Origin of the sequence: Tropicimonas sp. S265A, from assembly GCF_049800835.1 — a bacterium.
Classification (GTDB): Bacteria; Pseudomonadota; Alphaproteobacteria; order Rhodobacterales; family Rhodobacteraceae; genus Dinoroseobacter.
In genome coordinates this window covers 1-21,662 of the sequence record NZ_JBNAFU010000002.1, presented here as the reverse complement: position 1 = coordinate 21,662, position 21,662 = coordinate 1, and the positions used below count along the sequence as shown (strand labels likewise).

Here is a 21,662-nt window from a genome sequence, read left to right as displayed (position 1 = left end):
ACGCAAGGTATCCCCCAACGGGGGCGTCTAGTGCAGTTTGCGGCTCAGGTCGATCGACACGCATTGGTTTTCAATGCCATCGATCTCCATGATACGTCCTGCGGGTTCGATCTCCAGACCCAACCGGTCCGCAAACCGCGTCCAAACCGCAGGTACCAGACCCAGCACGCGCGCGGCTCCAAGCTCCCGCGCGGTCTTGGTCATTTCCGCGATCAGGTAGGCGTGGACACGACGGCGGAGCTTTTGCGGCGTGGTGTGGGACACGAACACACGGCTCGATTCCCAGACGTTTTCCTGTACCGGTGCAGGTCCGAACAAGAGGTCCTGTGGGATCGTGTCGAGAAGCCCCATTTGCGCGTCACGGATCATGTAGGTGTACACACCGCAGCGGGCCGTAGTCGGGGTCAGGCGAATACCCGCATACACTTCACCGAACTCGTGCACCGCAACCCAACGGCTGGCTGGCGTGTCGTACTGGTCGTACTCCATGTCCATCGCCTCCGGCAGATCCCATTTGTTTTGCACTATGAACGACTGTTTACGGGCGCGAAATAGGTTCGCAAATAACTCGCCATGGTTGTGAAAGTTCTCGAACGATAGGGTCGTGCTTTCCATTGGTCAGTCTCCATTGTCTTTGGTGGTGGTGGAAACCTTAGCGCAAAACCCGCTACATTAACCTGTAATCCTTGGCACGTTGGATGGCTTCAGCCGTCGTCCTGGCCATGAGCTTCTGCCTCGCGGCAGTCAGACGAGCTTTCAATGCGCTTTCGGAAATACCAAGCTTCGCAGCGGCAGCTGTATGACGATCACCTGCTGCAATGCAGCTGAGCGCCTCGATCTGCGCCTTGGTCAGGCTGTCCGGCGGCTCCGTCGTGTCATGAAGCCGCAGAACAATGTCATGGATGGACGAAATCTCGTCATCCGTAAACTCCCGGTCCGATCGCGCACAACCGGCGATAGTACGGGATTTGATTTCGCCACAGGAAACGGCGACACCAAAACTCAGACCATGCCGTGCCGCATCTTCGAGGATGCCGAACGGGTCCGGAATGCCAAGCTCGCTCCAACGCGCAGACCCAGTGACGCCGAACCCCCAAGCCAAAAGAGGATCACGCAGCGCGTAGGCCTGCTCAGTATAACGATCTTTCCATTCCTGTGGATAAGTCTGATAGTCCAGCAGGGGGGCAGCGAACCGGATGTGGAGGCCCACGTAGTATCCAGCCGGAGACAACAGTCCCAGCTTTCGAAGTTCCAGATCTATACCTGCCTTAATGGACATGTCTTTTTAGACTAGTTGATTGAATCTGCGTCAAGCTGCAAAAGTGATACTACCAAAGGTTGTATCGAGGTCCTAAATGCCTGCACCGATCGAACCCACTCTGTTTGCCCGCGTGATGTCTTTGCCGGACGGTCCGCGCGAGGATTTGTTGGAATTCCTGGGCGGATCGCCGGTAGACGATCTGAGCCTGGAAAAGTTGATTGACAACCTTGCTTACCAGAGTGAGCCAGCGCAGCACCACTGTTTGAAGGCCAGCTAGGTACGAAAAAGCCCCGCCGTTGCGGGGCCTTCACTTTCTAGCGCTTTAAAATGTCGCAGATTAAGAATTAACCAAGTTCTGCGGCTTCTTCCTCGGCAACGCGCGCCTTGTCAGCCGCCCCTTTGGCATCCACATCGCGATCAACAAATTCGATGATTGCCATCGGTGCCATGTCGCCGTAGCGGAACCCGGCCTTCAGCACACGAACGTACCCACCTTGCCGCTCTGCATAGCGGGGGCCGAGCACCTCGAAAAGCTTTGCAACATGCTTGTCCTGCTTGAGCTGCGATGCTGCCTGGCGGCGCGCGTGCAGATCACCGCGCTTGCCGAGCGTGATCAGCTTCTCGACGATCCGTCGCAGTTCTTTTGCCTTAGGCAGCGTAGTCTTGATCTGCTCATGTTCGATGAGCGAGCCGGCCATGTTCGCAAAGAGCGCCTTGCGATGCTCGTGAGTACGGTTCAGGCGGCGGTAGCCTCGTGCGTGACGCATTGTTCAGTCTCCAATTTTGATACTTTGTCCGGACACCATGCGTTGCGGTGTCCTCCTTATTGGGGCGGAATTGCCCGGGGTAGGCGCAGCGGGCCGAAGCCCGCCACCACCTTAGAACTGATCTTCGAACTTCTTCGCAAGATCTTCGATATTGTCGGGCGGCCAGTCGAGGATATCCATCCCCAGATGCAGACCCATGCCCGAGAGCACCTCTTTGATCTCGTTCAGCGACTTGCGGCCAAAGTTCGGTGTACGCAGCATCTCTGCTTCGGTTTTCTGAATAAGATCGCCGATGTAGACAATGTTGTCGTTCTTCAGGCAGTTCGCGGAACGTACAGAAAGCTCCAGTTCGTCCACCTTCTTGAGCAGAAGCGGGTTGAACTCCAGATCATCTTCTTCGGTCTGGCTGCGGGCCGCCTCGGGCTCGTCGAAGTTCACGAAGACCGACAACTGGTCCTGTAGAATGCGCGCAGCATAGGCCACAGCGTCCTCAGGGCTCACCGATCCATCGGTTTCAAGTTTCAAAGTCAGCTTGTCATAGTCGAGCACCTGACCCTCTCGGGTGGGCTGAACATCATAGCTGACCCGCTTGACGGGCGAATAGATGGCATCGATTGGCATCAGGCCGATCGGCGCATCCTCAGGGCGGTTCTTGTCGGCTGGGACATAGCCTTTGCCGGTGTTGACTGTCAGTTCCATGAACAGATCGGCGCCGTCGTCAAGGTGACAGATCACGTGGTCGCGGTTCAGAACCTCGATCCCGGCGGTCTCTGATATATCGCCAGCGGTCACGACCTTTGGGCCTTTGGCCGAGATCGAGACACGCTTGGGGCCATCGGCCTCCATACGCAGCGATACCTGCTTGAGGTTCAGCACAATGTCAGTGACATCCTCGCGCACGCCTGCAACGCTGGAAAACTCATGCAACACGTTGTCGATTTGCACGCTGGTGATGGCCGCGCCCTGAAGCGACGACAACAGGACACGACGCACAGCGTTGCCAAGCGTCAGGCCAAAGCCCCGCTCCAGCGGTTCTGCCACGACTGTTGCTTGGCGCGACGGGTCGTTGCCCGGCTTTACGTCCAGCTGGGTGGGCTTGATAAGTTCTTGCCAGTTCTTATGGATCATAGGTGTCGCCTCCATACTTGTTCCCGTCCGAGATCCGGGGGCGGGAACGCCCGAGGATAAAATGACACCAAGGGCCACGGAAAACCGGGGCCCTCGGAAGAAATTGGCCGGCCTCAGACGCGACGGCGCTTCGGCGGGCGGCATCCGTTGTGAGCAATCGGGGTCACATCGCGGATTGCCGTGATGTTGAACCCGACAGCGGCCAGAGCGCGCAATGCACTTTCGCGGCCAGACCCGGGGCCCTGCACCTCGACCTCGAGGGTCTTGACGCCGTGATCCTGAGCTTTCTTGCCCGCATCCTCGGCTGCCATCTGAGCGGCGTAGGGCGTGGATTTCCGCGAGCCTTTGAAGCCCATTGTTCCGGCAGACGACCATGCGATCGCGTTACCCTGAACGTCGGAAATCAGAATTTTGGTGTTGTTGAACGAACTGTTCACATGCGCCACACCTGCGGCGATGTTCTTGCGTTCTTTTTTCTTCGTGCGCTGCTTGTCACGTGCCATGTCTGCGCCCTCCCCTTACTTCTTCTTGCCGGCAATGGCCTTTGCGGGGCCTTTGCGGGTACGAGCGTTGGTGTGGGTACGCTGACCGCGAACGGGCAGGTTACGGCGATGACGCAGGCCGCGATAGCAACCAAGATCCATCAGACGCTTGATGTTCATCTGCACTTCGCGGCGCAGGTCGCCTTCAACGGTGAAGTTCGCGTCGATGTGCTCACGGATCGACAGAACCTCGGCGTCAGACAATTCGTTCAGACGACGTGTCTGATCGATGCCAACCGCGTCGCAGATGGACTGCGCGGACGACGGTCCGATCCCGGTGATGTAGGTGAGGGCGATGGGTACGCGCTTGCCCGTAGGCAGGTTCACGCCAGCAATACGTGCCAAATGTCTCTTCCTTTCGTCGCGGTTCCGTAATTCCAGAACCTTTTTTCACAACCGAAGGCCCGCGGGGTCGCCACGGGCCCTTATCTATCACTGCGGGGGTCATCAACGACTCATCACCCGGCAGGGATGGCATGACCTAAGATTGATGGCCTGTGCCGTCAACCCCAATCACAAGCTGTCAAGCGTTTTCTTGAGTTCGCCGGCAACGGCTTCGATTTCAGCGAGCCCGTCGATCCCGTGATGCTGCCGTTTGGCATAGTAATAGCCGATCAATGGAGACGTCTTCTTGTAATACTCCATCAAGCGGATCTTGAGGCTTTCCTCGTTGTCGTCGGCCCGAACAGGCTTCCCGGCGGCGGCCGCTTCTTTCGCGCGGTTTACGATACGGTGTACGAGCGCTTCGTCATCAACCCGCAGCTCAATCGCAGCATCGAGACTTTGACCGTTCTTTTCGAGCAAGGCGTCCAGCGCATCCGCCTGCGCAAGCGTGCGTGGGAAGCCATCGAAGATGAACCCGCCACCGTTCGCAGACTGAAGCTTTTCTTCAATCAGACCGATCACGATCTCATCAGTCACCAGCTCCCCGGCATCCATAATGGCCGCAACCTTCTGACCCATTTCGGTTCCGGAAGTGCGCGCCTCCCGCAGCATGTCCCCTGTCGACAGCTGGACCATGTCCCGCTCGTCGACGAGCCGCTGTGCTTGGGTACCTTTCCCAGCGCCCGGCGGCCCTAAAAGAATAATGTTCATCGCCGTGCAGGCCCTTTCCTCCCCTTCCCGGTGCGCTTCTTGCCGCGCAACTGGGACTTCTCAATGAGCCCTTCGTACTGATGGGCCAGCAGATGTGACTGTATCTGCTGTACCGTGTCCATCCCCACGGACACGATAATCAGGATCGACGTACCGCCGAAATAAGCTGTGATCGCAAGTTCAGTCCGCACCATTTCCGGGATGAGACACACCAGCGCCAGGTACCCCGAGCCAACCACAAGGATGCGGCTGACCACATAGTCGAGGTACTCCTCGGTTTTCTTGCCCGGTCGGATACCCGGGATAAAACCGTTCTGCTTCTTCAGATTGTCCGCCACATCCTCGGTCTTAAAGGACACGTTGGCGGTGTAGAAGTACGTGAAAAAGATGATCATGCCCGCAAAGAACAACAAGTACAGCGGCTGACCCGGCCCGAAATAGGCAAGGATCGTCGACATGATCGGCCCGGTTTGCCCGCCTGAGAATGTGCTGACCGTGGTCGGCAACAACAACAGAGAGCTGGCAAAGATGGCCGGGATCACACCCGCAGGGTTGATCTTGACGGGCAGGTGGCTCGAGCCGCCATCATACATCTTCATTCCGACCTGGCGGCGCGGGTACTGGATGTGGATTTTTCGGAGAGCACGCTCCATGAACACTACGAAGACGAGCGTTGCGAGCAGCATAAGAGAGACGCCAAGGATCACCGGAGTGCTCAGCGCACCGGACCGACCCGATTCAAAGAACTGTGCAAGGGCCGCGGGCAGTTCCGCGATGATCCCGACAAAGATGATCAGCGAGATACCGTTGCCGATGCCGCGTTGGGTGATCTGTTCGCCCAACCACATCAGGAACATCGTCCCGCCAACCAGCGTGATCACGCAGGCCGCGCGGAAGTACCAGCCGGGATCTGTGACAAGACCGCCGGACTCAAGACTGACAGCAAGCCCATACGCCTGGAACGTGGCCAGAAAAACAGTACCGTAGCGGGTGTACTGGTTGATCTTCTTGCGGCCCTGCTCGCCCTCTTTCTTGAGCTGCTCAAGATGGGGCACCATGGCCGTCAGCAGCTGCACGATGATCGAGGCTGAGATGTACGGCATGATCCCCAGCGCAAAGATGCCCATGCGGGAGATCGCACCACCGGTGAACATGTTCAGCACGCCGCCCAGACCGGCTGCCGCCTGATCCATGAATTCACGCAGTTGCGCACCGTCGATACCGGGAACGGGAATATACGTGCCGAGCCGGTAAACGATCAAAAGGCCGAGCGTAAAGAAGATACGCTGTCTGAGTTCGGTCGCCTTGCCAAGGGCGCTCCAACTCATGTTGGCGGCCATTTGCTCTGCTGCTGATGCCATGTCCTGTTCCTTGGACCTAATTCGTGCAAACGCCGCCAGACGGTTTCCCGATCCGGCGGCGTAGGAAAACTTGGGTTAGATGTAAGCGGCCACCGGGCCCCTCACAAGCCGTTACGCCGCCGCTTGCGCGGTTGTGACCGTCAAGGAGCCACCGGCCTTTTCGACTGCTGCCACAGCAGACTTGGAAGCTCCGGTCACGTGCAGGTCGAGTTTCGCGGAAAGTTCGCCCTTGGCGAGCACCCGCACACCATCAAGCTTGCGCCGCACGAGGCCGGAAGCCACCAAAGTGTCTTCTGTGATCGCCGATCCCGCATCGAGCTTGCCTGCGTCGATGAACTTCTGGATCAGGCCCAAGTTCACGACAGCGTACTTCTTGGGGTTGGGCTTGTTGAAGCCACGCTTGGGAAGACGCTGGTAGAGCGGCATCTGGCCCCCCTCGTAGCCCTTGATCGCCACACCCGAGCGGGACTTCTGACCCTTGATACCGCGACCACCGGTCTTACCGGTGCCGGAGCCCGGGCCACGACCAATGCGCTTGCGGGGTTTGGTGGCGCCAGGATTGTCGCGCAATTCATGTAGTTTCATATCGCTTCTCCTTGCCGGATGCGGGGATCGAAGCGAAAGCCCCCGACCACGGCGTTTCTTGTTTGTTAAGTAACAGGCCCATGACGGGCCTGCTCAATCAGGTTGCGCTTAGCCGCGCTCTTCGATGATCTCGACCAGGTGCGGGATCTTGTTGACCATGCCCCGCACGGCAGGTGTGTCTTCAAGCTCACGGGTCTTGTGCATCTTGTTCAGGCCCAGGCCGATCAGCGTCTGACGCTGCTTCTCCGGGCGGCGGATCGGGGAGCCGATCTGCTTTACGACGATGGTTTTGGCCATGTCTCGCTCTCCTTACGCGTCTGCGGTTTCAGGCGCGGCTTCGGCTTCGGGCGCATCAGGCTTACGCAGGATGTCCGATACCTTCTTGCCACGGCGCTGCGCGACCATACGCGGGCTGGTTTCCTTTTTCAGGCCATCCAGCGTTGCACGGATCATGTTGTAGGGGTTCTGCGAGCCGATGGACTTTGCCACGACGTCCTGAACACCCAGCATCTCGAACACGGCACGCATCGGACCACCTGCGATGATCCCGGTACCGGTCGGTGCAGTGCGCATCATAACCTTGCCGGCCCCGTGACGCCCTTCGATGTCATGGTGCAAGGTGCGGCCTTCGCGCAGCGGCACGCGGATCAGGTTGCGCTTGGCCTGTTCGGTCGCCTTGCGGATCGCCTCGGGCACCTCTTTAGCCTTGCCCTTGCCGAAACCGACGCGGCCGCGCTGGTCGCCAACAACCACGAGGGCGGCGAAGCCAAAGCGCTTACCACCTTTCACGGTTTTCGAAACGCGGTTGATCGCAACGAGGCGATCCTGAAATTCCGGGGTCTCATCGCGGTCTTCGCGGCGTCCCCGACGGTTGTCACGCTCTGCCATACAGGCCTCCATGCGCTTGAATTGGATCAATCCTGGTGACCATTTGGCCCCGGATCATCGAGGGCGCCCCGAACAGGCGCCCTGCAGTGTTTAGAACTTCAGACCACCTTCACGCGCGGCGTCGGCCAGAGCCTTCACCTTGCCATGAAAGAGAAACCCGCCCCGATCGAAGTAGCACTCTTCGATACCGGCCTTCTTGGCGCGCTCGGCAATCGCCGCACCCACCTTGGCGGAAGCTTCGACGTTGTTCTTGCCGACCACGCCGAGGTCTTTTTCCAAAGTCGAGGCGGAGGCCAGTGTACGGCCTTCCAGATCGTCGATCAGCTGGACGCTGATGTTCTTGCCGGAACGGTGCACGGACAGGCGCGGGCGCCCGTCTGCGGTTTTCTTCAGTTTGTTCCGAACGCGCAGGCGGCGCTTCAAGAACAGGTCTCGTTTGCTGTTTGCCATTGTTCGCGTCCTTACTTCTTCTTGCCTTCCTTGCGGAAGATATACTCATCCTTGTAGCGGATGCCTTTGCCCTTGTAGGGCTCCGGCTTGCGCCAGTCGCGGATTTCAGCGGCGACCTGACCGACAAGCTGCTCGTCAGTGCCCTCGACGATGATCTCTGTCGGCTTCGGAACGGTGATCTTCACACCTTCCGGCACCTCGAAGTTCACATCATGGCTCAGGCCAAGGTTCAGCTTGAGAGTATTCCCCTGCAACTGAGCACGGTAACCAACGCCCTGGATCTCAAGCTCTTTCTTGAACCCGTCCGTCACTCCGGCAACGAGGTTGGCAACCATCGTGCGGGACATGCCCCACTGCTGGCGCGCCCGCTTGGACTTGCCGCGCGGCGCAACAGTGATGACATTGTCTTCGACGCTGATCGTCACGTCGTCGGTCGCCTTGAAGCTGCGGGTCGCTTTGGGGCCCTTCACTTCGACGGTCTGACCGGACACGGTGGCGGTTACGCCCGACGGCAGGTCGACAGGTCTTTTACCAATTCGAGACATCGGCCCCTCCTTAGAAGACCGTGCAAAGCACTTCGCCGCCAACATTGGCAGAGCGTGCATTTGCATCGGACATCACACCGCGCGGGGTCGAGACGATGGAGACACCGAGACCCTGACGCACTGTGGGGATTTCCTTGACGCCCATATAGACCCGACGACCGGGCTTGGAGACGCGCTTGAGCTCCCGGATCACCGGAATGCCGTCGTAGTACTTGAGGCTGATCTCAAGCTCAGGGTGCGGACCATCTGTCACGGCCTCGTAGCCGCGAATGTAGCCTTCGTCCTGAAGCACATCGAGAACCCAGCCACGCAGCTTGGACGCCGGCGTCCGGACCGTGGACTTGCCACGCATCTGGGCGTTGCGGATACGAGTGAGCATATCACCAAGAGGATCGTTCATCATTGTCTAACCCTCCTTACCAGCTGGACTTCACAAGGCCGGGGATCTGGCCGTTGGACCCAAGATCCCGCAGCGCGATCCGGCTGACTTTGAGCTTGCGGTAGTACGCATGCGGACGACCGGTAAGCTGGCAGCGGTTGTGGAGCCGGGTCGCCGAGCTGTTGCGCGGCAGTTCGGCAAGCTTCAGGCGCGCTTTGAAGCGCTCTTCCATGGGCTTGCTTTCGTCATTCGCGATCTCTTTGAGCGCAGCACGCTTGGCGGCATATTTTTCCACCAGCTTCTGACGCTTCTTCTCGCGTTCGATCATTGCTTTTTTAGCCATAACTATCTCTCCCCGCGCGTCACGAGTTGAAGGGCATGTTGAAATGCTTCAACAGCGCTTTCGCTTCCGCGTCAGTGGGCGCGGTGGTGCAGATGATGATGTCCATACCCCAGGTCTCATCGACCTTGTCGAAATCGATCTCGGGGAAGACGATGTGCTCTTTCAGGCCCATGGCGTAGTTGCCACGACCATCGAAGGAGTTGCCCTTGACGCCGCGGAAGTCGCGCACGCGGGGCAGTGCGATGGTGATCAGACGGTCGAGGAATTCGTACATCCGATCGCCGCGCAGGGTCACTTTGGCCCCAAGCGGCATTTCTTCGCGCACCCGGAAACCCGCGATGGATTTCTTGGCTTTCGTGATGACCGCTTGCTGACCAGCAATCGCGGTCAGGTCTTCCTGCGCCGATTTTGCCTTCTTGGAGTCCTTAACGGCCTCCGCGCCGGCGCCAATGTTCAGGACAATCTTGTCGAGGCGCGGGATCATCATGTCGTTCTTGTAGCCGAACTCTTCCTTCATGGCCGGACGGATCGTGTCCGAATAGGCCACCTTCAGGCGCGGCGTATAGGTTGCAGCGTCAAGCATCAGACAGCCTCCCCGGTGGTCTTGGCAAAGCGGACCTTCTTGCCCTCTTCCATGCGGAAGCCGACGCGGGTGGCCTTGCCGTTGCCGTCCAGAAGCGCCAGGTTCGACAAGTCGATCGGCATGGCCTGGGGGATGCGACCGCCCTGGCTGTTCTGGGATTGGCGGGTGTGGCGGATGGCGATGTTAATGCCTTCAACCACGGCTTTGCCGGCAGACGGGTTGACGGAAGTAATCGTTCCTTCCTTGCCCTTGTCCTTACCTGCCAGCACGACGACCTTGTCGCCGGATTTCAGTTTCGCAGCCATCTTACAGCACCTCCGGCGCAAGCGAGATGATCTTCATGAAGTTCTTGGAACGCAGCTCGCGCACAACCGGCCCGAAGATACGGGTGCCGATCGGCTCCATGTTGTTGTTCAGGATCACGGCCGCGTTGCGGTCAAAGCGGATCGCTGTGCCGTCTTCGCGGCGAACTTCTTTGGCGGTGCGTACGACGACGGCCTTGCGGACGTCGCCTTTTTTCACGCGACCGCGCGGAATGGCTTCCTTCACCGAGACGACAATGATGTCGCCAACGGAGGCGTATTTACGCTTGGAACCACCCAGGACCTTGATGCACTGAACCCGGCGTGCGCCAGAGTTGTCAGCAACATCCAGATTGGTCTGCATCTGGATCATGTGGTTTCTCCCGACCTTTGGGGGCTGTTCTCATTAGCTCCCCCAGGGTTTCGATAAAACCGAGACGTGGCCGCTTAGCTTGCGACCACCTCCCAGCGTTTGGTTTTCGACTTCGGCGCGCATTCCTGAATGCGGACTTTGTCGCCAACGTTGAAAGCGTTGTTCTCATCGTGAGCCCGGTACTTTTTGGACTTACGGATGGTCTTCTTCAGAACCGGGTGCGTGAAACGGCGTTCCACGGAAACGGTGACTGTCTGAGCATTGGCGGAGCTGGTCACAACGCCGGAAAGAATACGCTTGGGCATATGCGGGCTCCTTATTCTGCCGCCGCGGCGGCTTTTTCGTTCAGCACGGTTTTCACGCGTGCCACGTCGCGGCGAACCTGACGCATGCGCGCCGTGTTCTCCATCTGGGCTGTGGCCTGCTGGAAGCGCAGGTTGAAAGCCTCTTTCTTCAGGGATGCGAGCTGGTCACGCAGCTCGTCCGGCGTCTTTGCACGCAGGTCTTGGGCGTTCATCGCCATGTTCCTTTTTCAACATCACCAGTGGGCCCCTGGGTCATGCGATACGCACGCCGGGTCACCTCGATTCTGGTGGAGTTCAAGATGAGAGGGCCGTATAGGCCCGTTAGAGACACATGGCAAGCACTGATTTCCCTGTTTTTCTTGGGCCATCGCAGCGCTGCCGCATCTGAGCCTAGAAGGACCCAACATGCCCTCGATCACCTCGCTGTTCGTGACCCGCCTCTACCGCGCGCAACTGGCGGAGTTTGCGCCCAAGATCGACACCGCAGAGTTGGAGATTGCATGCTACGGCATCGCCGAAGATGACGAGGCGGGACAAGAATGGTGCGAGGCCGAAGGGTACCCCGGCTACACCTCTTACGCGTCGCTGACTGACCTGCCGTGGCGCTTTCCGATCTTCAAGGATCTTGTCACAGTATTGGATCAGCACGTCGCGGCTTTTGCCGAAGATCTGGAATTCGATCTGGACGGCAAAGACCTGCGGTTGGAGGATATCTGGATCAACATCCTGCCCGAGGGTGGCACCCATTCTTCTCACCTCCACCCGCACTCGGTGATTTCAGGCACAACCTACGTGTCCATGCCCAAGGGCACATCTGCGCTGAAGCTCGAAGATCCCCGCTCGGCCCGGATGATGGCCGCGCCCGCCCGCAAGAAAGACGCGCGGGACGAGTTGAAAACCTTCGTCTACGCAAAGCCCGCGGTTGGCGATGTGCTGCTTTGGGAGTCGTGGTTGCGCCACGAGGTGCCCATGAACATGGCCGAGGACGAGCGTATCTCAGTCAGTTTCAATTACGCCTGGGGGTAGATCGTGCCGACGGACTGTAGCGTCGTGGAAGCGCGCAGTATTTTAGCCAAGGCGCACCGCGTCCTCGTGATTGGCGTGTCCGGCGGCGGCAAGTCGACGCTGTCCCGGTCCATCGAAGCAAGATACGGCCTCCCTCACATTTCTATCGACCGGGATGTGCGGTGGCTTCCCGGTTGGCGAATCCGAGACCGGGGCGAACAGCGACGCCTGACTGAGGGTTTTGTGGCGCAAGAGCGTTGGGTGATTGATGGCACGACCGTGTCGAGCTTTGATCTGCGCGTGCCCCGTGCAGACCTTGTGATCTGGATACGGCCCACGCGACGCCGGGCATTGTTGCAACTGGCAAAGCGCGTCTGGTCCAGCTATGGGAAGGTCCGCCCGGATATGGCGGAGGGCTGCCCTGAGAAACTGCCAGACCGTGAATTCCTGGAGTGGATCTGGACCTTTGAGGCGCGCCAAAGCCCGAAAATCATTAAAGGCCTCGCGCTTCATGGCCCCAAGGTTCCCTTGGTTACCGTGCGCAGCAGGGCAGATGCGCTAAACCTGATCAGTGATTTAGATTAGGACATCTAGCCCACGCCGAGGCACGTAGACTTAGGCGTCTTTGCCTTACACCTTCACGCGATGAGCTGACGCTGCAAAACAGCCCGGCTTTGCATTGTGAATGTGCGCATAGGCGATCTCAGGACGTTTGAACGCCACAGAAAGTTCCTCACCTACAGACGTTCCTTCAACAACATTCGCGTCTATCATCATGTGCTGCGCATCATAGTACCGAAGCGAGATCAGGCGGGTGCGTATCACCTCAGGCACCTCGTTGATCGCAATCTGCGCGGGCTTTGCATCCTGTCGGACAAATACGGCATGGCGCGCGCAATAGGGGCTTTCGGCGGGAAGATGCTCGTAGTTGACCAAAATCACCGTCTCGCCAACCTCCGCGTCTTGCATGCTAACGCGACAGGGCGTTCCGGGCTTGGTCTTCACGATCTGCCTGCAAGCCTGATGCGCAACCAGTTCTGCGTCACTGAGATCGTAAAGATGTTCAAACTCTGCGGCCGGAAGGGCTCGGATCTGAAAGTCCATGGACAGGTCACTCCGCTGGTTCTTCGACCTACGGATAAGAAACCGTACCGGGTGGGAGCGACCCGGATTTTGCGCATTTCAGAGTTGAAGCGAGAGTGTAAGGGCGTGGCCGCTACACTGACGCGTGCGCGCAGGTTGCGCCCGCGTGGCAGTCCCTAAAAAGTGCCTTGATCCAACGAAAAAGCCCCCGCCAGTGGCGAGGGCTTAAAAGGGTTACGCGCTTAACGCCAACCAGCAATCCGGAAATTACCAGTCTTCGCGAACCACGGTGCGGGTTTTGACCGGCAGCTTCATCGCGGCGAGGCGCAGGGCCTCGCGGGCAACTGGCTCGGACACGCCGTCGATCTCGAACATGATCCGCCCTGGCTTGACCTTGGCGGTCCAGCGGTCGACGGAGCCTTTACCTTTACCCATCCGCACTTCGATCGGCTTTGCCGTGACCGGCAGGTCCGGGAAGATACGGATCCAGACGCGACCCTGACGCTTCATGTGACGCGTCATGGCCCGGCGGGCGGCTTCGATCTGGCGGGCAGTGATACGCTCAGGCTCAATCGCTTTCAGACCGAAGGTGCCGAAGTTCAGATCGGAACCGCCTTTGGCCAGACCGCGAATCCGGCCCTTGTGCATCTTGCGGAATTTTGTGCGCTTTGGTTGCAGCATCTTTCTCTACTCCTCAGCGGTCACGGCGCGGACGGCCGCCCTGCGGGCGCGGTCCACCACCTTCTTGAAGCTCCGCATGCTTGCGATCACGCGCTTGCGGGTCGTGCTCCATGATCTCACCTTTGAATATCCACACCTTGATCCCGATGATGCCGTAGGGCGTCATGGCTTCGACATGTGCATAATCAATATCGGCGCGCAGGGTATGCAGGGGCACGCGGCCCTCGCGATACCACTCTGTCCGCGCGATCTCGGCCCCACCAAGGCGACCAGCGAGGTTCACGCGGATCCCTTGCGCACCCATGCGCATGGCGTTCTGCACCGACCGCTTCATCGCACGGCGGAAAGACACCCGGCGCTCCAGCTGTTGTGCGATGCTTTCACCGACCAGTGCCGCGTCGAGCTCCGGCTTGCGGACCTCGACGATGTTGAGGTGCAGCTCGCTGTCGGTCATCGCCGCCAGCTTCTTACGCAGGGTTTCGATATCGGCACCTTTCTTGCCGATGATCACGCCCGGACGTGCGGTGTGGATCGTCACGCGGCACTTCTTGTGCGGGCGTTCGATGATCACACGGCTGATGCCGGCCTGCTTGCACTCTTCCTTGATGAACTCACGCATCCGGATGTCTTCCAGAAGCAGATCACCATAGTCTTTGGTGTCGGCGTACCAACGGCTGTCCCAGGTCCGGTTGACCTGAAGCCGCATACCGACGGGGTTTACCTTGTTACCCATTATGCCTGCTCCTCAACTTGACGGACCTTGATGGTCAACTCTGCGAACGGCTTGACGATCTTGCCGAACCGGCCACGCGCCCGCGGACGTCCGCGCTTCATGGTGAGGTTCTTGCCAACATAGGCCTCGGCCACAACCAGTTCGTCCACGTCGAGACCGTGGTTGTTCTCGGCATTTGCGATGGCGGACTGAAGGCACTTCTTAACGTCTTCGGAGATCCGCTTGTGCGAGAAGGTCAGATCGGCGAGCGCCTTGTCGACTTTCTTGCCACGGATCATTTGCGCTACGAGGTTGAGCTTCTGCGGCGAGGTGCGCAGCATGCGCGTCTTGGCCATCGCTTCGTTCTCAGCCACGCGGCGGGGATTTTTTTCCTTACCCATGACTTACTTCCTCTTCGCTTTCTTGTCCGCCGCGTGACCGTAATAGGTCCGCGTGGGCGAATACTCACCGAACTTCTGGCCGATCATATCTTCGGTAACGTTCACCGGGATATGCTTCTGGCCGTTATAGACCCCAAAGGTGAGGCCCACGAATTGCGGCAGGATGGTCGAGCGGCGCGACCAGATCTTGATGACCTCGTTGCGGCCCGACTCGCGGGACTTCTCGGCCTTCTTGAGGACGTAAGCGTCGACAAAAGGACCTTTCCAAACAGAACGCGACATGTGTTAGCGGCCCTTTTTCTTGGCGTGACGCGAGCGGATGATCAGCTTCTGCGACGCCTTGTTCTTGTTGCGGGTGCGAGCCCCTTTGGTCGGCTTGCCCCAGGGGCTGACCGGATGGCGACCACCCGAGGTCCGACCCTCACCACCACCATGGGGGTGGTCGACCGGGTTCATCACAACACCACGGACCGACGGGCGGATGCCCTTGTGGCGGTTGCGGCCGGCTTTACCGAAGTTCTGGTTGGAGTTGTCGGGGTTCGACACGGCACCTACGGTCGCCATGCATTCCTGACGCACCAGACGCAGTTCACCGGAGCTGAGACGGATCTGAGCGTACCCACCATCACGACCCACGAATTGGGCGTAGGTGCCTGCGGCGCGCGCAATCTGACCGCCCTTGCCGGGCTTGAGTTCGATATTGTGGATGATCGTACCGATCGGCATGCCCGAGAATGGCATTGCGTTGCCCGGCTTGATGTCCGCTTTCATCGACGCGACGACCTTGTCGCCCACAGCCAGACGCTGCGGTGCAAGGATATACGCCTGCTCCCCGTCCGTGTAGGTCAGGAGCGCAATGAAGGCTGTGCGGTTCGGGTCATATTCGATCCGCGTCACGACGCCTTCGACATCGAATTTCCGACGTTTGAAGTCCACGACGCGATAGAGGCGCTTTGCCCCGCCGCCCTTGCGGCGCATCGTGATCCGTCCAGTGTTGTTCCGTCCGCCATTCTTGGTCAGACCCTCGGTGAGGGCTTTGACCGGGCGGCCTTTCCACAACTCGGAACGGTCGATCAGAACCAGCCCACGCTGGCCCGGCGTCGTTGGCTTGTACGACTTGAGTGCCATGCTTTCTGTCTTCCGTTGCTTCGTGCCGGGTGTACCCCGGCTTTTCAGTTTGAAGGGCCCCGAAGGTCCCCGGTAGAGATGTTCTTGCGAACAAAAGCGAGGCCCCGGACGAATCCGGGGCCATGCCGATGGGGTCGTGTAAGAGAATGCTTCGGGTGGGTCAAGCTTGAGAGCGCGTATTATCCGTTCTTTTCAGGCAAAAGCGGCTTGCATCTTGCGCAATCAGAGGCCCGTTCAATTCAAACCTGCCGATCCGCCTGTCGGTCGGCGGTACTGGCAGGCGGAGAAAATCCGTGCGTCCCACGAAATCCCCTCGTCAAGGAGGGAGTCTTGCGTTGCAGCAAGCGCCTCTTCGTACAGGGCCGACGCGTTGTTGTTCACAAGAAGCATGACCGGAGCGAACGGCGTTGTCCCTGCCGGACAGCCCGCGTCTTTGGACATCAGTATAATGGCGCCGGCGGGAAAGGCCGCTGCGCCAAGGTTCTCTGGGGGCTCTTCAGGCGGCAATTCGGATATCGCCGTGATCGCTTGCGTTGCGCTCAGGTGATGAGGTTCCGAAGTGGCACGGAGCGCGATGGCCATAGTCCCCCACGTAATGCACCCACCAACCACGGCGACCGCACATGCACCGACAAAGATTGCGCGCCGCCCAACCATGAAATAGTCGCGCCCCTGAACGCGCGTCTGATCGTCAAAAACTCTAACCAATGTCGTCTCCTGAGAAGTACCTGGGCACGCACAGCCGGATTCTCGCTGGCGGCAAAAAATCGAACGCAATGATGCTGTAATATGCGCAGATCACGTCGCAGGAAAGAAACTTCGTTCATGCAGGGCCAAAGCGGCTATGCTCCGCGCATGACCTCTGGCACCGCGACGACACCAAACAGGGAGGCTGAGATGTCTACGACTTCGACCATCACACCCGACAACCGAACGGCGTTTTCAAGGGACGGTGCCATTGTCTTGCGGAACAGCTTCTCTCGGTCCTGGATAGAGACGCTGCGCGCGGGCATAGACGCCGATATAGCCAAGCCGACCGAGAATTTCGCACGCCACACCAAAGACGAGAACGCACCTGCCTACATCGAGGACTACTGGGCCTGGAGCAAAATTCCCGAGTTCGAGGATTTTGTGCGCAACTCCCCCTGCGCTCGTCTTGCGGCAGGCCTCATGGGCGTGCCTTCTGTCAACCTCGTCATGGACAACTGGTTTCTGCGAGAGGCGGGATCGAAGTCGCGCCCGCCGTTCCATCAGGATCTGTCGTATTTCGATTTCGAGGGCACTATGTGTGTGCTCTGGCTTCCACTGGAACCGGTCACAAAGGAAAACGGAATTGCATTCGTAAAGGGGTCGCACCTGTGGGACAAGCTTTTCATGCGCGTGAGGTTCGCCGACGGGCATCCAAGCTTTGAACCAACGGAAGTGGCCGGGCAGACCTACCACCCACCGCCGGATGTGAATGCCGATCCGGACGCGTACGAGTTGCTGCAATGGGATCTTGATCTGGGCGATTGCATCTTTTTCGACATGCGCACACTTCATGGCGGGTTGTCTTCGGTCACGCCGACCGAAACCGTGCGCCGGTTTACCCTGCGCATGACGGCGCCCGACGGAATGATCCGGTACCGTGGCGACTGGGCCAAAGAGGAACGCGCCCAGTTCGAAGCCGCGGGGTACCGCAACGGAGACCGGATTGCAGGCGACTTCTTTCCGCAATTGTGGCCTCGGGCGTAAAATCGACAGTGTGTATGGGGGCTGCCAATAATAGCGCCCGCCGATACTTGCGGAGTTCCAATTGTGCTGTGAGCATTCAGACGGCCATCAAACAGCAATCTGTCGTGCCGTCGTTTTGCCCCCGGGGATGGCGGGACGGCGGTCATTTCACATGTATTTTCCGGAGATGCACGATCATGCTTTCGTGCAAAGAACCGTGAGAAGGAGATCTTCGGATGTGCCGCGTTCGATCACGGCTTGACGTCGCAAGGCCGCAAAGGAGTCCGGGTCGAAACCCCCGGTGATCTGTTTAGCGATACGGCGCGACACTGGCTGGTTTCCCGTCGCTCCGATTACAGTTTCGCAGTGTCGATGCCCGCTGACATGGTACCCTTCTTTATACACATACTTGAAGTTTCGACGCATCATCATGATCGCACAGATCGTAAGGAGCGCCTTGCCCATGACCCGCCCATTGGGATCGACTTAGAACACCTCCAGGCGCCAATACAGCTCTCAGAAAAAGCAGACTTTGAGGACCTTCTTCCAGACGGAAGGGGCAGGCAGCAATGCTACAAATGCAAAGGCTAACGCAGCGGCGGCAAATCCAACGCCCAAAACAGGTAAGGCCGCGCCAATACTGGCACGGCCTTTTCAACTTTTGATCGCGGACCTTAAAGACCCGTTGAGACGTCGATCGTGTTGCCCTCTTCGAGGGTCACGTAGGCCTTCTTGACATCCTTGCGCTTGCCGAGTTGACCCCGAAACCGCTTGGTCTTGCCCTTGGCGATGGTTGTGTTGACCGCCTTGACCTTGACCCCGAACAGAGCCTCAACCGCGTCCTTGATCTGCGGCTTGGTGCTGTCGATCGCGACCTCAAAGACGACCGCGCCGAACTCGGACGCCATGGTGGCCTTTTCGGTGATGATCGGCTTGCGGATCACGTCGTAGTGTTCTGCCTTCGCGCTCATTTCAGTCGAGCCTCCAGTGCTTCGACACCCGCTTTGGTGAGCACGAGTGTGTCACGCTTGAGGATGTCATAGACGTTTGCGCCCATGGTCGGCAGCACGTCGAGACCAGTGATATTGGCGGCGGCTTTTGCGAAGGTCTCGTTGACCTCTGCCCCGTCGATCACCAGCGTGCGCTTCCAACCCAGGTTCTTGACTGCTTTGGCCAGCTCTGCCGTCTTGCCGGATGCTGTCGCCGTGTCCAGCACAACAAGCGAGCCTTCCTTGGCCTTCGCGGACAAAGCGTGCTTCAGACCGAGCTTGCGGAATTTCTTCGGCAAGTCGTGGCCATGGCTGCGAGGCGTCGGGCCCTTGTAGATACCACCCCCGCGGAAGATCGGCGCAGAGCGCGCGCCATGTCGTGCACCGCCGGTGCCCTTCTGGCGATAGATCTTCTTGGTGGAGTACTTGACCTCGGAGCGGGTCTTGACCTTGTGCGTACCGGCCTGCGCGTTGTTACGCTGCCAACGGACCACACGGTGCAGGATATCCGCACGCGGCTCGAGACCGAACAGATCGTCGGACAGCTCGACCGAGCCCGCGTCTCCGCCGTCCAGAGTGATGACGTTCAGTTTCATGCGTCACCTTCCTTCTTCTCGGCTTCAATGTCGGCTTCTGCCGCGTTCAAAGCTGCCTCTTCTGCAGCTGCGGCCTCTGCTGCAGCGGCCTCTTCAGCGGCTTTCGCCTCGGCTTCCGCTGCAGCTGCAGCTTCCTCCGCCAGACGTTTGGCTTCCTCGCCTGCGGACTTCAGAGCCGCGGGCAGGATCACGTTCTCGGGCGTCGGCTTCTTGACCGCGTCCTTGATCGTCACCCAGCCACCTTTGGAGCCAGGCACCGCGCCCTTGATCATGATGATGCCGCGATCAGCATCCGTTTTCACGACCTGAAGGTTCTGCGTAGTGACACGGGCAGCGCCCATGTGACCGGCCATCTTCTTGCCTTTGAACACCTTTCCCGGGTCCTGACACTGACCTGTGGAGCCGTGCGAACGATGGGAAATAGACACACCGTGGGACGCCCGCAGACCTCCGAAGTTGTGCCGCTTCATCGCACCGGCAAAACCTTTACCGATCGAGGTCCCGGAGACATCGACGAACTGACCTTCGAAGTAATGGTCCGCGGTGATTTCCTCACCGACGTTGATCAGGTTCTCAGGGGCGACACGGAATTCGGCCAGCTTGCGCTTGGGCTCGACCTTTGCGGCGGCGTAGTGCCCGCGCATTGGCGCGCTCACGCGCTTGGCTTTCGCTGTGCCCGCACCAAGCTGGACAGCCGAGTAGCCATCCTTTTCAGCGGTCCGTTGTGCGACGACCTGAAGCTTATCAAGCTGCAGGACAGTCACTGGGATCTGCTTGCCATCTTCCATGAACAGGCGGGTCATCCCCACCTTCTTTGCGATAATTCCAGAGCGCATCACTGTTGCCCTCCTCAGACCGAAATCTGCACGTCCACGCCAGCGGCGAGGTCGAGCTTCATCAGCGCGTCCACCGTCTGCGGCGTCGGATCAACAATGTCGAGAAGACGCTTGTGCGTACGGATCTCGAACTGATCGCGCGATTTCTTGTCCACGTGGGGACCACGCAGCACGGTGAATTTTTCGATCTTGTTCGGCAGCGGGATGGGACCGCGCACCTGTGCACCCGTCCGCTTGGCAGTGTTAACGATTTCCTGCGTGCTGGCATCCAGCACACGGTAGTCGAACGCCTTGAGGCGAATGCGAATGTTCTGGCTTTGAATGGCCATTGGTCAGTGCCTTTCACGGCTTGAAGTTGAGAGGAGGAGGATGCAGCGCACCCCCCTCGTCGAACCATGCGGGCCGGTTTTTGTCCGGCCCTGCGCGATGTGGTTACTCGATGATCTTGGAGACGACGCCGGCGCCGACGGTGCGGCCGCCTTCGCGGATGGCGAAGCGCAGGCCGTCTTCCATCGCGATGGGCGCGATCAGCTCGACACCGAACTTCAGGTTGTCCCCCGGCATCACCATCTCGGTGCCTTCCGGCAGCGTCACCGTCCCGGTCACGTCCGTCGTGCGGAAGTAGAACTGCGGGCGGTAGTTCGCGAAGAACGGCGTGTGACGGCCCCCCTCTTCCTTGGTGAGGATGTACGCCTCGGCCTCGAACTTCGTGTGCGGGGTCACAGAGCCCGGCTTGCACAGGACCTGCCCGCGCTCAACGCCTTCGCGGTCCACACCACGCAGCAGCGCGCCGATGTTGTCGCCCGCCTCACCGCGGTCCAGCAGCTTGCGGAACATTTCCACACCCGTGCAGGTCGTCTTGGTGGTGTCGCGGATGCCGACGATCTCGATCTCATCACCCACGTTGATCACGCCACGCTCGACACGACCGGTCACAACCGTGCCGCGGCCCGAGATCGAGAACACATCCTCGATCGGCATCAGGAACGGCTGGTCCACCGCGCGCTCGGGCGTGTCGATATACTCGTCCACAGCCGCCATCAGCTCGGCGATCTTCTGCTCGCCGATCTCCGGATCACGCCCCTCGAGGGCGGCCAGCGCGGAGCCCGCGATGATCGGAATGTCGTCACCCGGGTACTCGTAGCTTTCCAGAAGCTCGCGGATCTCCATCTCGACGAGCTCCAGAAGCTCCTCGTCGTCGACCTGGTCGACCTTGTTCATGAAGACGACCATCTTCGGGATGCCAACCTGGCGGCCCAGCAGGATGTGCTCGCGCGTTTGCGGCATCGGGCCGTCCGCGGCGTTCACCACGAGGATCGCGCCGTCCATCTGCGCCGCACCGGTGATCATGTTCTTGACGTAGTCGGCGTGGCCGGGGCAGTCGACATGCGCGTAGTGACGGGCGTCCGTCTCGTACTCCACGTGCGCCGTCGAGATCGTGATCCCGCGCGCCTTCTCCTCAGGCGCGCCGTCAATCTCGTCATACGCCTTGAAGTCGCCAAACTGCTTCGTGATCGCCGCCGTAAGCGTCGTCTTGCCGTGGTCAACATGCCCAATCGTGCCGATGTTAACGTGCGGCTTGGTACGCTCAAACTTTTCCTTTGCCATGAT

General features: G+C 59.3%; 36 protein-coding genes. 4 read left to right on the top strand and 32 right to left on the bottom strand.

Annotated elements, in window-relative coordinates; all coding sequences use genetic code 11:
- Nucleotides 1-27: 27 nt before the first annotated feature.
- Together ACP15N_RS07640 and ACP15N_RS07635 are read right to left on the bottom strand one after the other, a co-directional pair.
- Nucleotides 28-615, bottom strand: coding sequence for an acyl-homoserine-lactone synthase (locus ACP15N_RS07640; RefSeq protein ID WP_425091647.1), 588 nt, complete (start codon nucleotides 613-615; stop codon nucleotides 28-30).
- Nucleotides 616-667: 52 nt separating this feature from the next.
- A complete protein-coding gene (locus tag ACP15N_RS07635) occupies nucleotides 668-1,279 on the bottom strand; it encodes an autoinducer binding domain-containing protein (protein ID WP_425091646.1) in 612 nt (203 codons plus the stop codon).
- 76 nt (nucleotides 1,280-1,355) lie between these two features.
- Between ACP15N_RS07635 and ACP15N_RS07630 the strand changes: the two genes are divergently transcribed.
- Nucleotides 1,356-1,538: a hypothetical protein gene (locus ACP15N_RS07630; protein WP_425091645.1), complete on the top strand. Its 183-nt coding sequence runs from the start codon at nucleotides 1,356-1,358 to the stop codon at nucleotides 1,536-1,538.
- A 67-nt stretch (nucleotides 1,539-1,605) separates the two neighbouring features.
- Here the strand turns inward: ACP15N_RS07630 and rplQ are convergent, their stop codons facing one another.
- The 18 genes from rplQ to rpmC form a co-directional block, all read right to left on the bottom strand.
- Nucleotides 1,606-2,028, bottom strand: a complete 423-nt coding sequence (rplQ, locus tag ACP15N_RS07625) for a 50S ribosomal protein L17 (RefSeq protein ID WP_425091644.1) — start codon at nucleotides 2,026-2,028, stop codon at nucleotides 1,606-1,608.
- Nucleotides 2,029-2,139: 111 nt separating this feature from the next.
- Entirely contained in the window at nucleotides 2,140-3,156 is a 1,017-nt protein-coding gene (locus tag ACP15N_RS07620) for a DNA-directed RNA polymerase subunit alpha (protein WP_425091643.1), read from the bottom strand.
- A gap of 113 nt (nucleotides 3,157-3,269) precedes the next feature.
- Nucleotides 3,270-3,659: a 30S ribosomal protein S11 gene (rpsK, locus tag ACP15N_RS07615; RefSeq protein ID WP_425091642.1), complete on the bottom strand. Its 390-nt coding sequence runs from the start codon at nucleotides 3,657-3,659 to the stop codon at nucleotides 3,270-3,272.
- Nucleotides 3,660-3,674: 15 nt separating this feature from the next.
- Nucleotides 3,675-4,043 (bottom strand): 30S ribosomal protein S13, encoded by a 369-nt coding sequence (rpsM, locus tag ACP15N_RS07610; RefSeq protein WP_425091641.1) that lies wholly within the window; start codon nucleotides 4,041-4,043, stop codon nucleotides 3,675-3,677.
- Nucleotides 4,044-4,211: 168 nt separating this feature from the next.
- Complete coding sequence (locus tag ACP15N_RS07605; protein ID WP_425091640.1) at nucleotides 4,212-4,793, bottom strand: adenylate kinase; 582 nt, start codon at nucleotides 4,791-4,793, stop codon at nucleotides 4,212-4,214.
- The gene (gene secY, locus ACP15N_RS07600) at nucleotides 4,790-6,154 is read right to left on the bottom strand and encodes a preprotein translocase subunit SecY (RefSeq protein ID WP_425091639.1); all 1,365 of its coding nucleotides are present in this window, start codon (nucleotides 6,152-6,154) and stop codon (nucleotides 4,790-4,792) included. Before secY ends, ACP15N_RS07605 begins: the two co-directional genes overlap by 4 nt.
- 111 nt (nucleotides 6,155-6,265) lie before the next feature.
- Entirely contained in the window at nucleotides 6,266-6,739 is a 474-nt protein-coding gene (gene rplO / locus ACP15N_RS07595) for a 50S ribosomal protein L15 (protein WP_425091638.1), read from the bottom strand.
- A 108-nt stretch (nucleotides 6,740-6,847) separates the two neighbouring features.
- The gene (gene rpmD / locus ACP15N_RS07590) at nucleotides 6,848-7,036 is read right to left on the bottom strand and encodes a 50S ribosomal protein L30 (RefSeq protein WP_425091637.1); all 189 of its coding nucleotides are present in this window, start codon (nucleotides 7,034-7,036) and stop codon (nucleotides 6,848-6,850) included.
- Between the two features lie 12 nt (nucleotides 7,037-7,048).
- On the bottom strand, nucleotides 7,049-7,627 hold the full coding sequence (gene rpsE / locus ACP15N_RS07585) for a 30S ribosomal protein S5 (protein ID WP_425091636.1): 579 nt from the start codon (nucleotides 7,625-7,627) through the stop codon (nucleotides 7,049-7,051).
- 90 nt (nucleotides 7,628-7,717) lie between these two features.
- Nucleotides 7,718-8,077, bottom strand: a complete 360-nt coding sequence (rplR, locus tag ACP15N_RS07580) for a 50S ribosomal protein L18 (protein WP_425091635.1) — start codon at nucleotides 8,075-8,077, stop codon at nucleotides 7,718-7,720.
- A gap of 11 nt (nucleotides 8,078-8,088) precedes the next feature.
- Nucleotides 8,089-8,622, bottom strand: a complete 534-nt coding sequence (gene rplF / locus ACP15N_RS07575) for a 50S ribosomal protein L6 (RefSeq protein WP_425091634.1) — start codon at nucleotides 8,620-8,622, stop codon at nucleotides 8,089-8,091.
- 10 nt (nucleotides 8,623-8,632) lie between these two features.
- Nucleotides 8,633-9,022 carry a 30S ribosomal protein S8 gene (gene rpsH / locus ACP15N_RS07570; RefSeq protein WP_425092105.1) on the bottom strand — a complete coding sequence of 130 codons (390 nt, stop codon included), beginning with the start codon at nucleotides 9,020-9,022 and terminating at the stop codon, nucleotides 8,633-8,635.
- A 16-nt stretch (nucleotides 9,023-9,038) separates the two neighbouring features.
- The gene (gene rpsN, locus ACP15N_RS07565; protein ID WP_425091633.1) at nucleotides 9,039-9,344 is read right to left on the bottom strand and encodes a 30S ribosomal protein S14; all 306 of its coding nucleotides are present in this window, start codon (nucleotides 9,342-9,344) and stop codon (nucleotides 9,039-9,041) included.
- 19 nt (nucleotides 9,345-9,363) lie between these two features.
- Entirely contained in the window at nucleotides 9,364-9,927 is a 564-nt protein-coding gene (gene rplE, locus ACP15N_RS07560) for a 50S ribosomal protein L5 (RefSeq protein ID WP_425091632.1), read from the bottom strand.
- Nucleotides 9,927-10,232 carry a 50S ribosomal protein L24 gene (gene rplX / locus ACP15N_RS07555; RefSeq protein ID WP_425091631.1) on the bottom strand — a complete coding sequence of 102 codons (306 nt, stop codon included), beginning with the start codon at nucleotides 10,230-10,232 and terminating at the stop codon, nucleotides 9,927-9,929. The genes rplE and rplX overlap by 1 nt, the downstream gene beginning before the upstream one ends.
- Before the next feature lies 1 nt (nucleotide 10,233).
- Nucleotides 10,234-10,602 carry a 50S ribosomal protein L14 gene (rplN, locus tag ACP15N_RS07550; RefSeq protein WP_425091630.1) on the bottom strand — a complete coding sequence of 123 codons (369 nt, stop codon included), beginning with the start codon at nucleotides 10,600-10,602 and terminating at the stop codon, nucleotides 10,234-10,236.
- Between the two features lie 74 nt (nucleotides 10,603-10,676).
- Entirely contained in the window at nucleotides 10,677-10,907 is a 231-nt protein-coding gene (gene rpsQ, locus ACP15N_RS07545; protein ID WP_425091629.1) for a 30S ribosomal protein S17, read from the bottom strand.
- Nucleotides 10,908-10,918: 11 nt separating this feature from the next.
- Nucleotides 10,919-11,119, bottom strand: coding sequence for a 50S ribosomal protein L29 (gene rpmC, locus ACP15N_RS07540; RefSeq protein ID WP_425092104.1), 201 nt, complete (start codon nucleotides 11,117-11,119; stop codon nucleotides 10,919-10,921).
- A gap of 193 nt (nucleotides 11,120-11,312) precedes the next feature.
- Here rpmC and ACP15N_RS07535 point away from each other — a divergent pair, with 193 nt between their 5' ends.
- Together ACP15N_RS07535 and ACP15N_RS07530 are read left to right on the top strand one after the other, a co-directional pair.
- Nucleotides 11,313-11,933, top strand: a complete 621-nt coding sequence (locus ACP15N_RS07535) for a 2OG-Fe(II) oxygenase family protein (protein WP_425091628.1) — start codon at nucleotides 11,313-11,315, stop codon at nucleotides 11,931-11,933.
- 3 nt (nucleotides 11,934-11,936) lie between these two features.
- On the top strand, nucleotides 11,937-12,497 hold the full coding sequence (locus ACP15N_RS07530) for a hypothetical protein (RefSeq protein ID WP_425091627.1): 561 nt from the start codon (nucleotides 11,937-11,939) through the stop codon (nucleotides 12,495-12,497).
- A 45-nt stretch (nucleotides 12,498-12,542) separates the two neighbouring features.
- Here the strand turns inward: ACP15N_RS07530 and ACP15N_RS07525 are convergent, their stop codons facing one another.
- From ACP15N_RS07525 to ACP15N_RS07495, 7 genes are all read right to left on the bottom strand, one after another.
- Entirely contained in the window at nucleotides 12,543-13,016 is a 474-nt protein-coding gene (locus tag ACP15N_RS07525) for a DUF1203 domain-containing protein (protein WP_425091626.1), read from the bottom strand.
- Nucleotides 13,017-13,262: 246 nt separating this feature from the next.
- The gene (rplP, locus tag ACP15N_RS07520) at nucleotides 13,263-13,676 is read right to left on the bottom strand and encodes a 50S ribosomal protein L16 (RefSeq protein WP_425091625.1); all 414 of its coding nucleotides are present in this window, start codon (nucleotides 13,674-13,676) and stop codon (nucleotides 13,263-13,265) included.
- 13 nt (nucleotides 13,677-13,689) lie between these two features.
- Nucleotides 13,690-14,409 (bottom strand): 30S ribosomal protein S3, encoded by a 720-nt coding sequence (rpsC, locus tag ACP15N_RS07515; RefSeq protein WP_425091624.1) that lies wholly within the window; start codon nucleotides 14,407-14,409, stop codon nucleotides 13,690-13,692.
- Nucleotides 14,409-14,789, bottom strand: a complete 381-nt coding sequence (gene rplV / locus ACP15N_RS07510; protein WP_425091623.1) for a 50S ribosomal protein L22 — start codon at nucleotides 14,787-14,789, stop codon at nucleotides 14,409-14,411. Before rplV ends, rpsC begins: the two co-directional genes overlap by 1 nt.
- 3 nt (nucleotides 14,790-14,792) lie before the next feature.
- Nucleotides 14,793-15,071, bottom strand: coding sequence for a 30S ribosomal protein S19 (gene rpsS, locus ACP15N_RS07505; protein WP_425091622.1), 279 nt, complete (start codon nucleotides 15,069-15,071; stop codon nucleotides 14,793-14,795).
- A gap of 3 nt (nucleotides 15,072-15,074) precedes the next feature.
- A complete protein-coding gene (rplB, locus tag ACP15N_RS07500; RefSeq protein WP_425091621.1) occupies nucleotides 15,075-15,917 on the bottom strand; it encodes a 50S ribosomal protein L2 in 843 nt (280 codons plus the stop codon).
- Between the two features lie 234 nt (nucleotides 15,918-16,151).
- Nucleotides 16,152-16,625, bottom strand: a complete 474-nt coding sequence (locus tag ACP15N_RS07495) for a hypothetical protein (protein ID WP_425091620.1) — start codon at nucleotides 16,623-16,625, stop codon at nucleotides 16,152-16,154.
- Between the two features lie 189 nt (nucleotides 16,626-16,814).
- On the opposite strand from ACP15N_RS07495, the gene ACP15N_RS07490 reads away from it, so the two are divergent.
- Nucleotides 16,815-17,651: a phytanoyl-CoA dioxygenase family protein gene (locus ACP15N_RS07490; RefSeq protein ID WP_425091619.1), complete on the top strand. Its 837-nt coding sequence runs from the start codon at nucleotides 16,815-16,817 to the stop codon at nucleotides 17,649-17,651.
- A gap of 653 nt (nucleotides 17,652-18,304) precedes the next feature.
- On the opposite strand, the gene ACP15N_RS07485 is transcribed toward ACP15N_RS07490, so the two are convergent.
- The 5 genes from ACP15N_RS07485 to tuf all read right to left on the bottom strand — a co-directional run bounded on the left by ACP15N_RS07485 (nucleotide 18,305) and on the right by tuf (nucleotide 21,659).
- Nucleotides 18,305-18,601, bottom strand: coding sequence for a 50S ribosomal protein L23 (locus tag ACP15N_RS07485; protein ID WP_425091618.1), 297 nt, complete (start codon nucleotides 18,599-18,601; stop codon nucleotides 18,305-18,307).
- Entirely contained in the window at nucleotides 18,598-19,215 is a 618-nt protein-coding gene (rplD, locus tag ACP15N_RS07480) for a 50S ribosomal protein L4 (RefSeq protein WP_425091617.1), read from the bottom strand. The genes ACP15N_RS07485 and rplD overlap by 4 nt, the downstream gene beginning before the upstream one ends.
- Entirely contained in the window at nucleotides 19,212-20,054 is an 843-nt protein-coding gene (gene rplC / locus ACP15N_RS07475) for a 50S ribosomal protein L3 (protein WP_425091616.1), read from the bottom strand. The genes rplD and rplC overlap by 4 nt, the downstream gene beginning before the upstream one ends.
- Before the next feature lie 11 nt (nucleotides 20,055-20,065).
- A complete protein-coding gene (gene rpsJ, locus ACP15N_RS07470; RefSeq protein ID WP_044028221.1) occupies nucleotides 20,066-20,374 on the bottom strand; it encodes a 30S ribosomal protein S10 in 309 nt (102 codons plus the stop codon).
- 109 nt (nucleotides 20,375-20,483) lie between these two features.
- Nucleotides 20,484-21,659 (bottom strand): elongation factor Tu, encoded by a 1,176-nt coding sequence (gene tuf, locus ACP15N_RS07465; protein ID WP_425092103.1) that lies wholly within the window; start codon nucleotides 21,657-21,659, stop codon nucleotides 20,484-20,486.
- Between the last annotated feature and the right edge of the window lie 3 nt (nucleotides 21,660-21,662).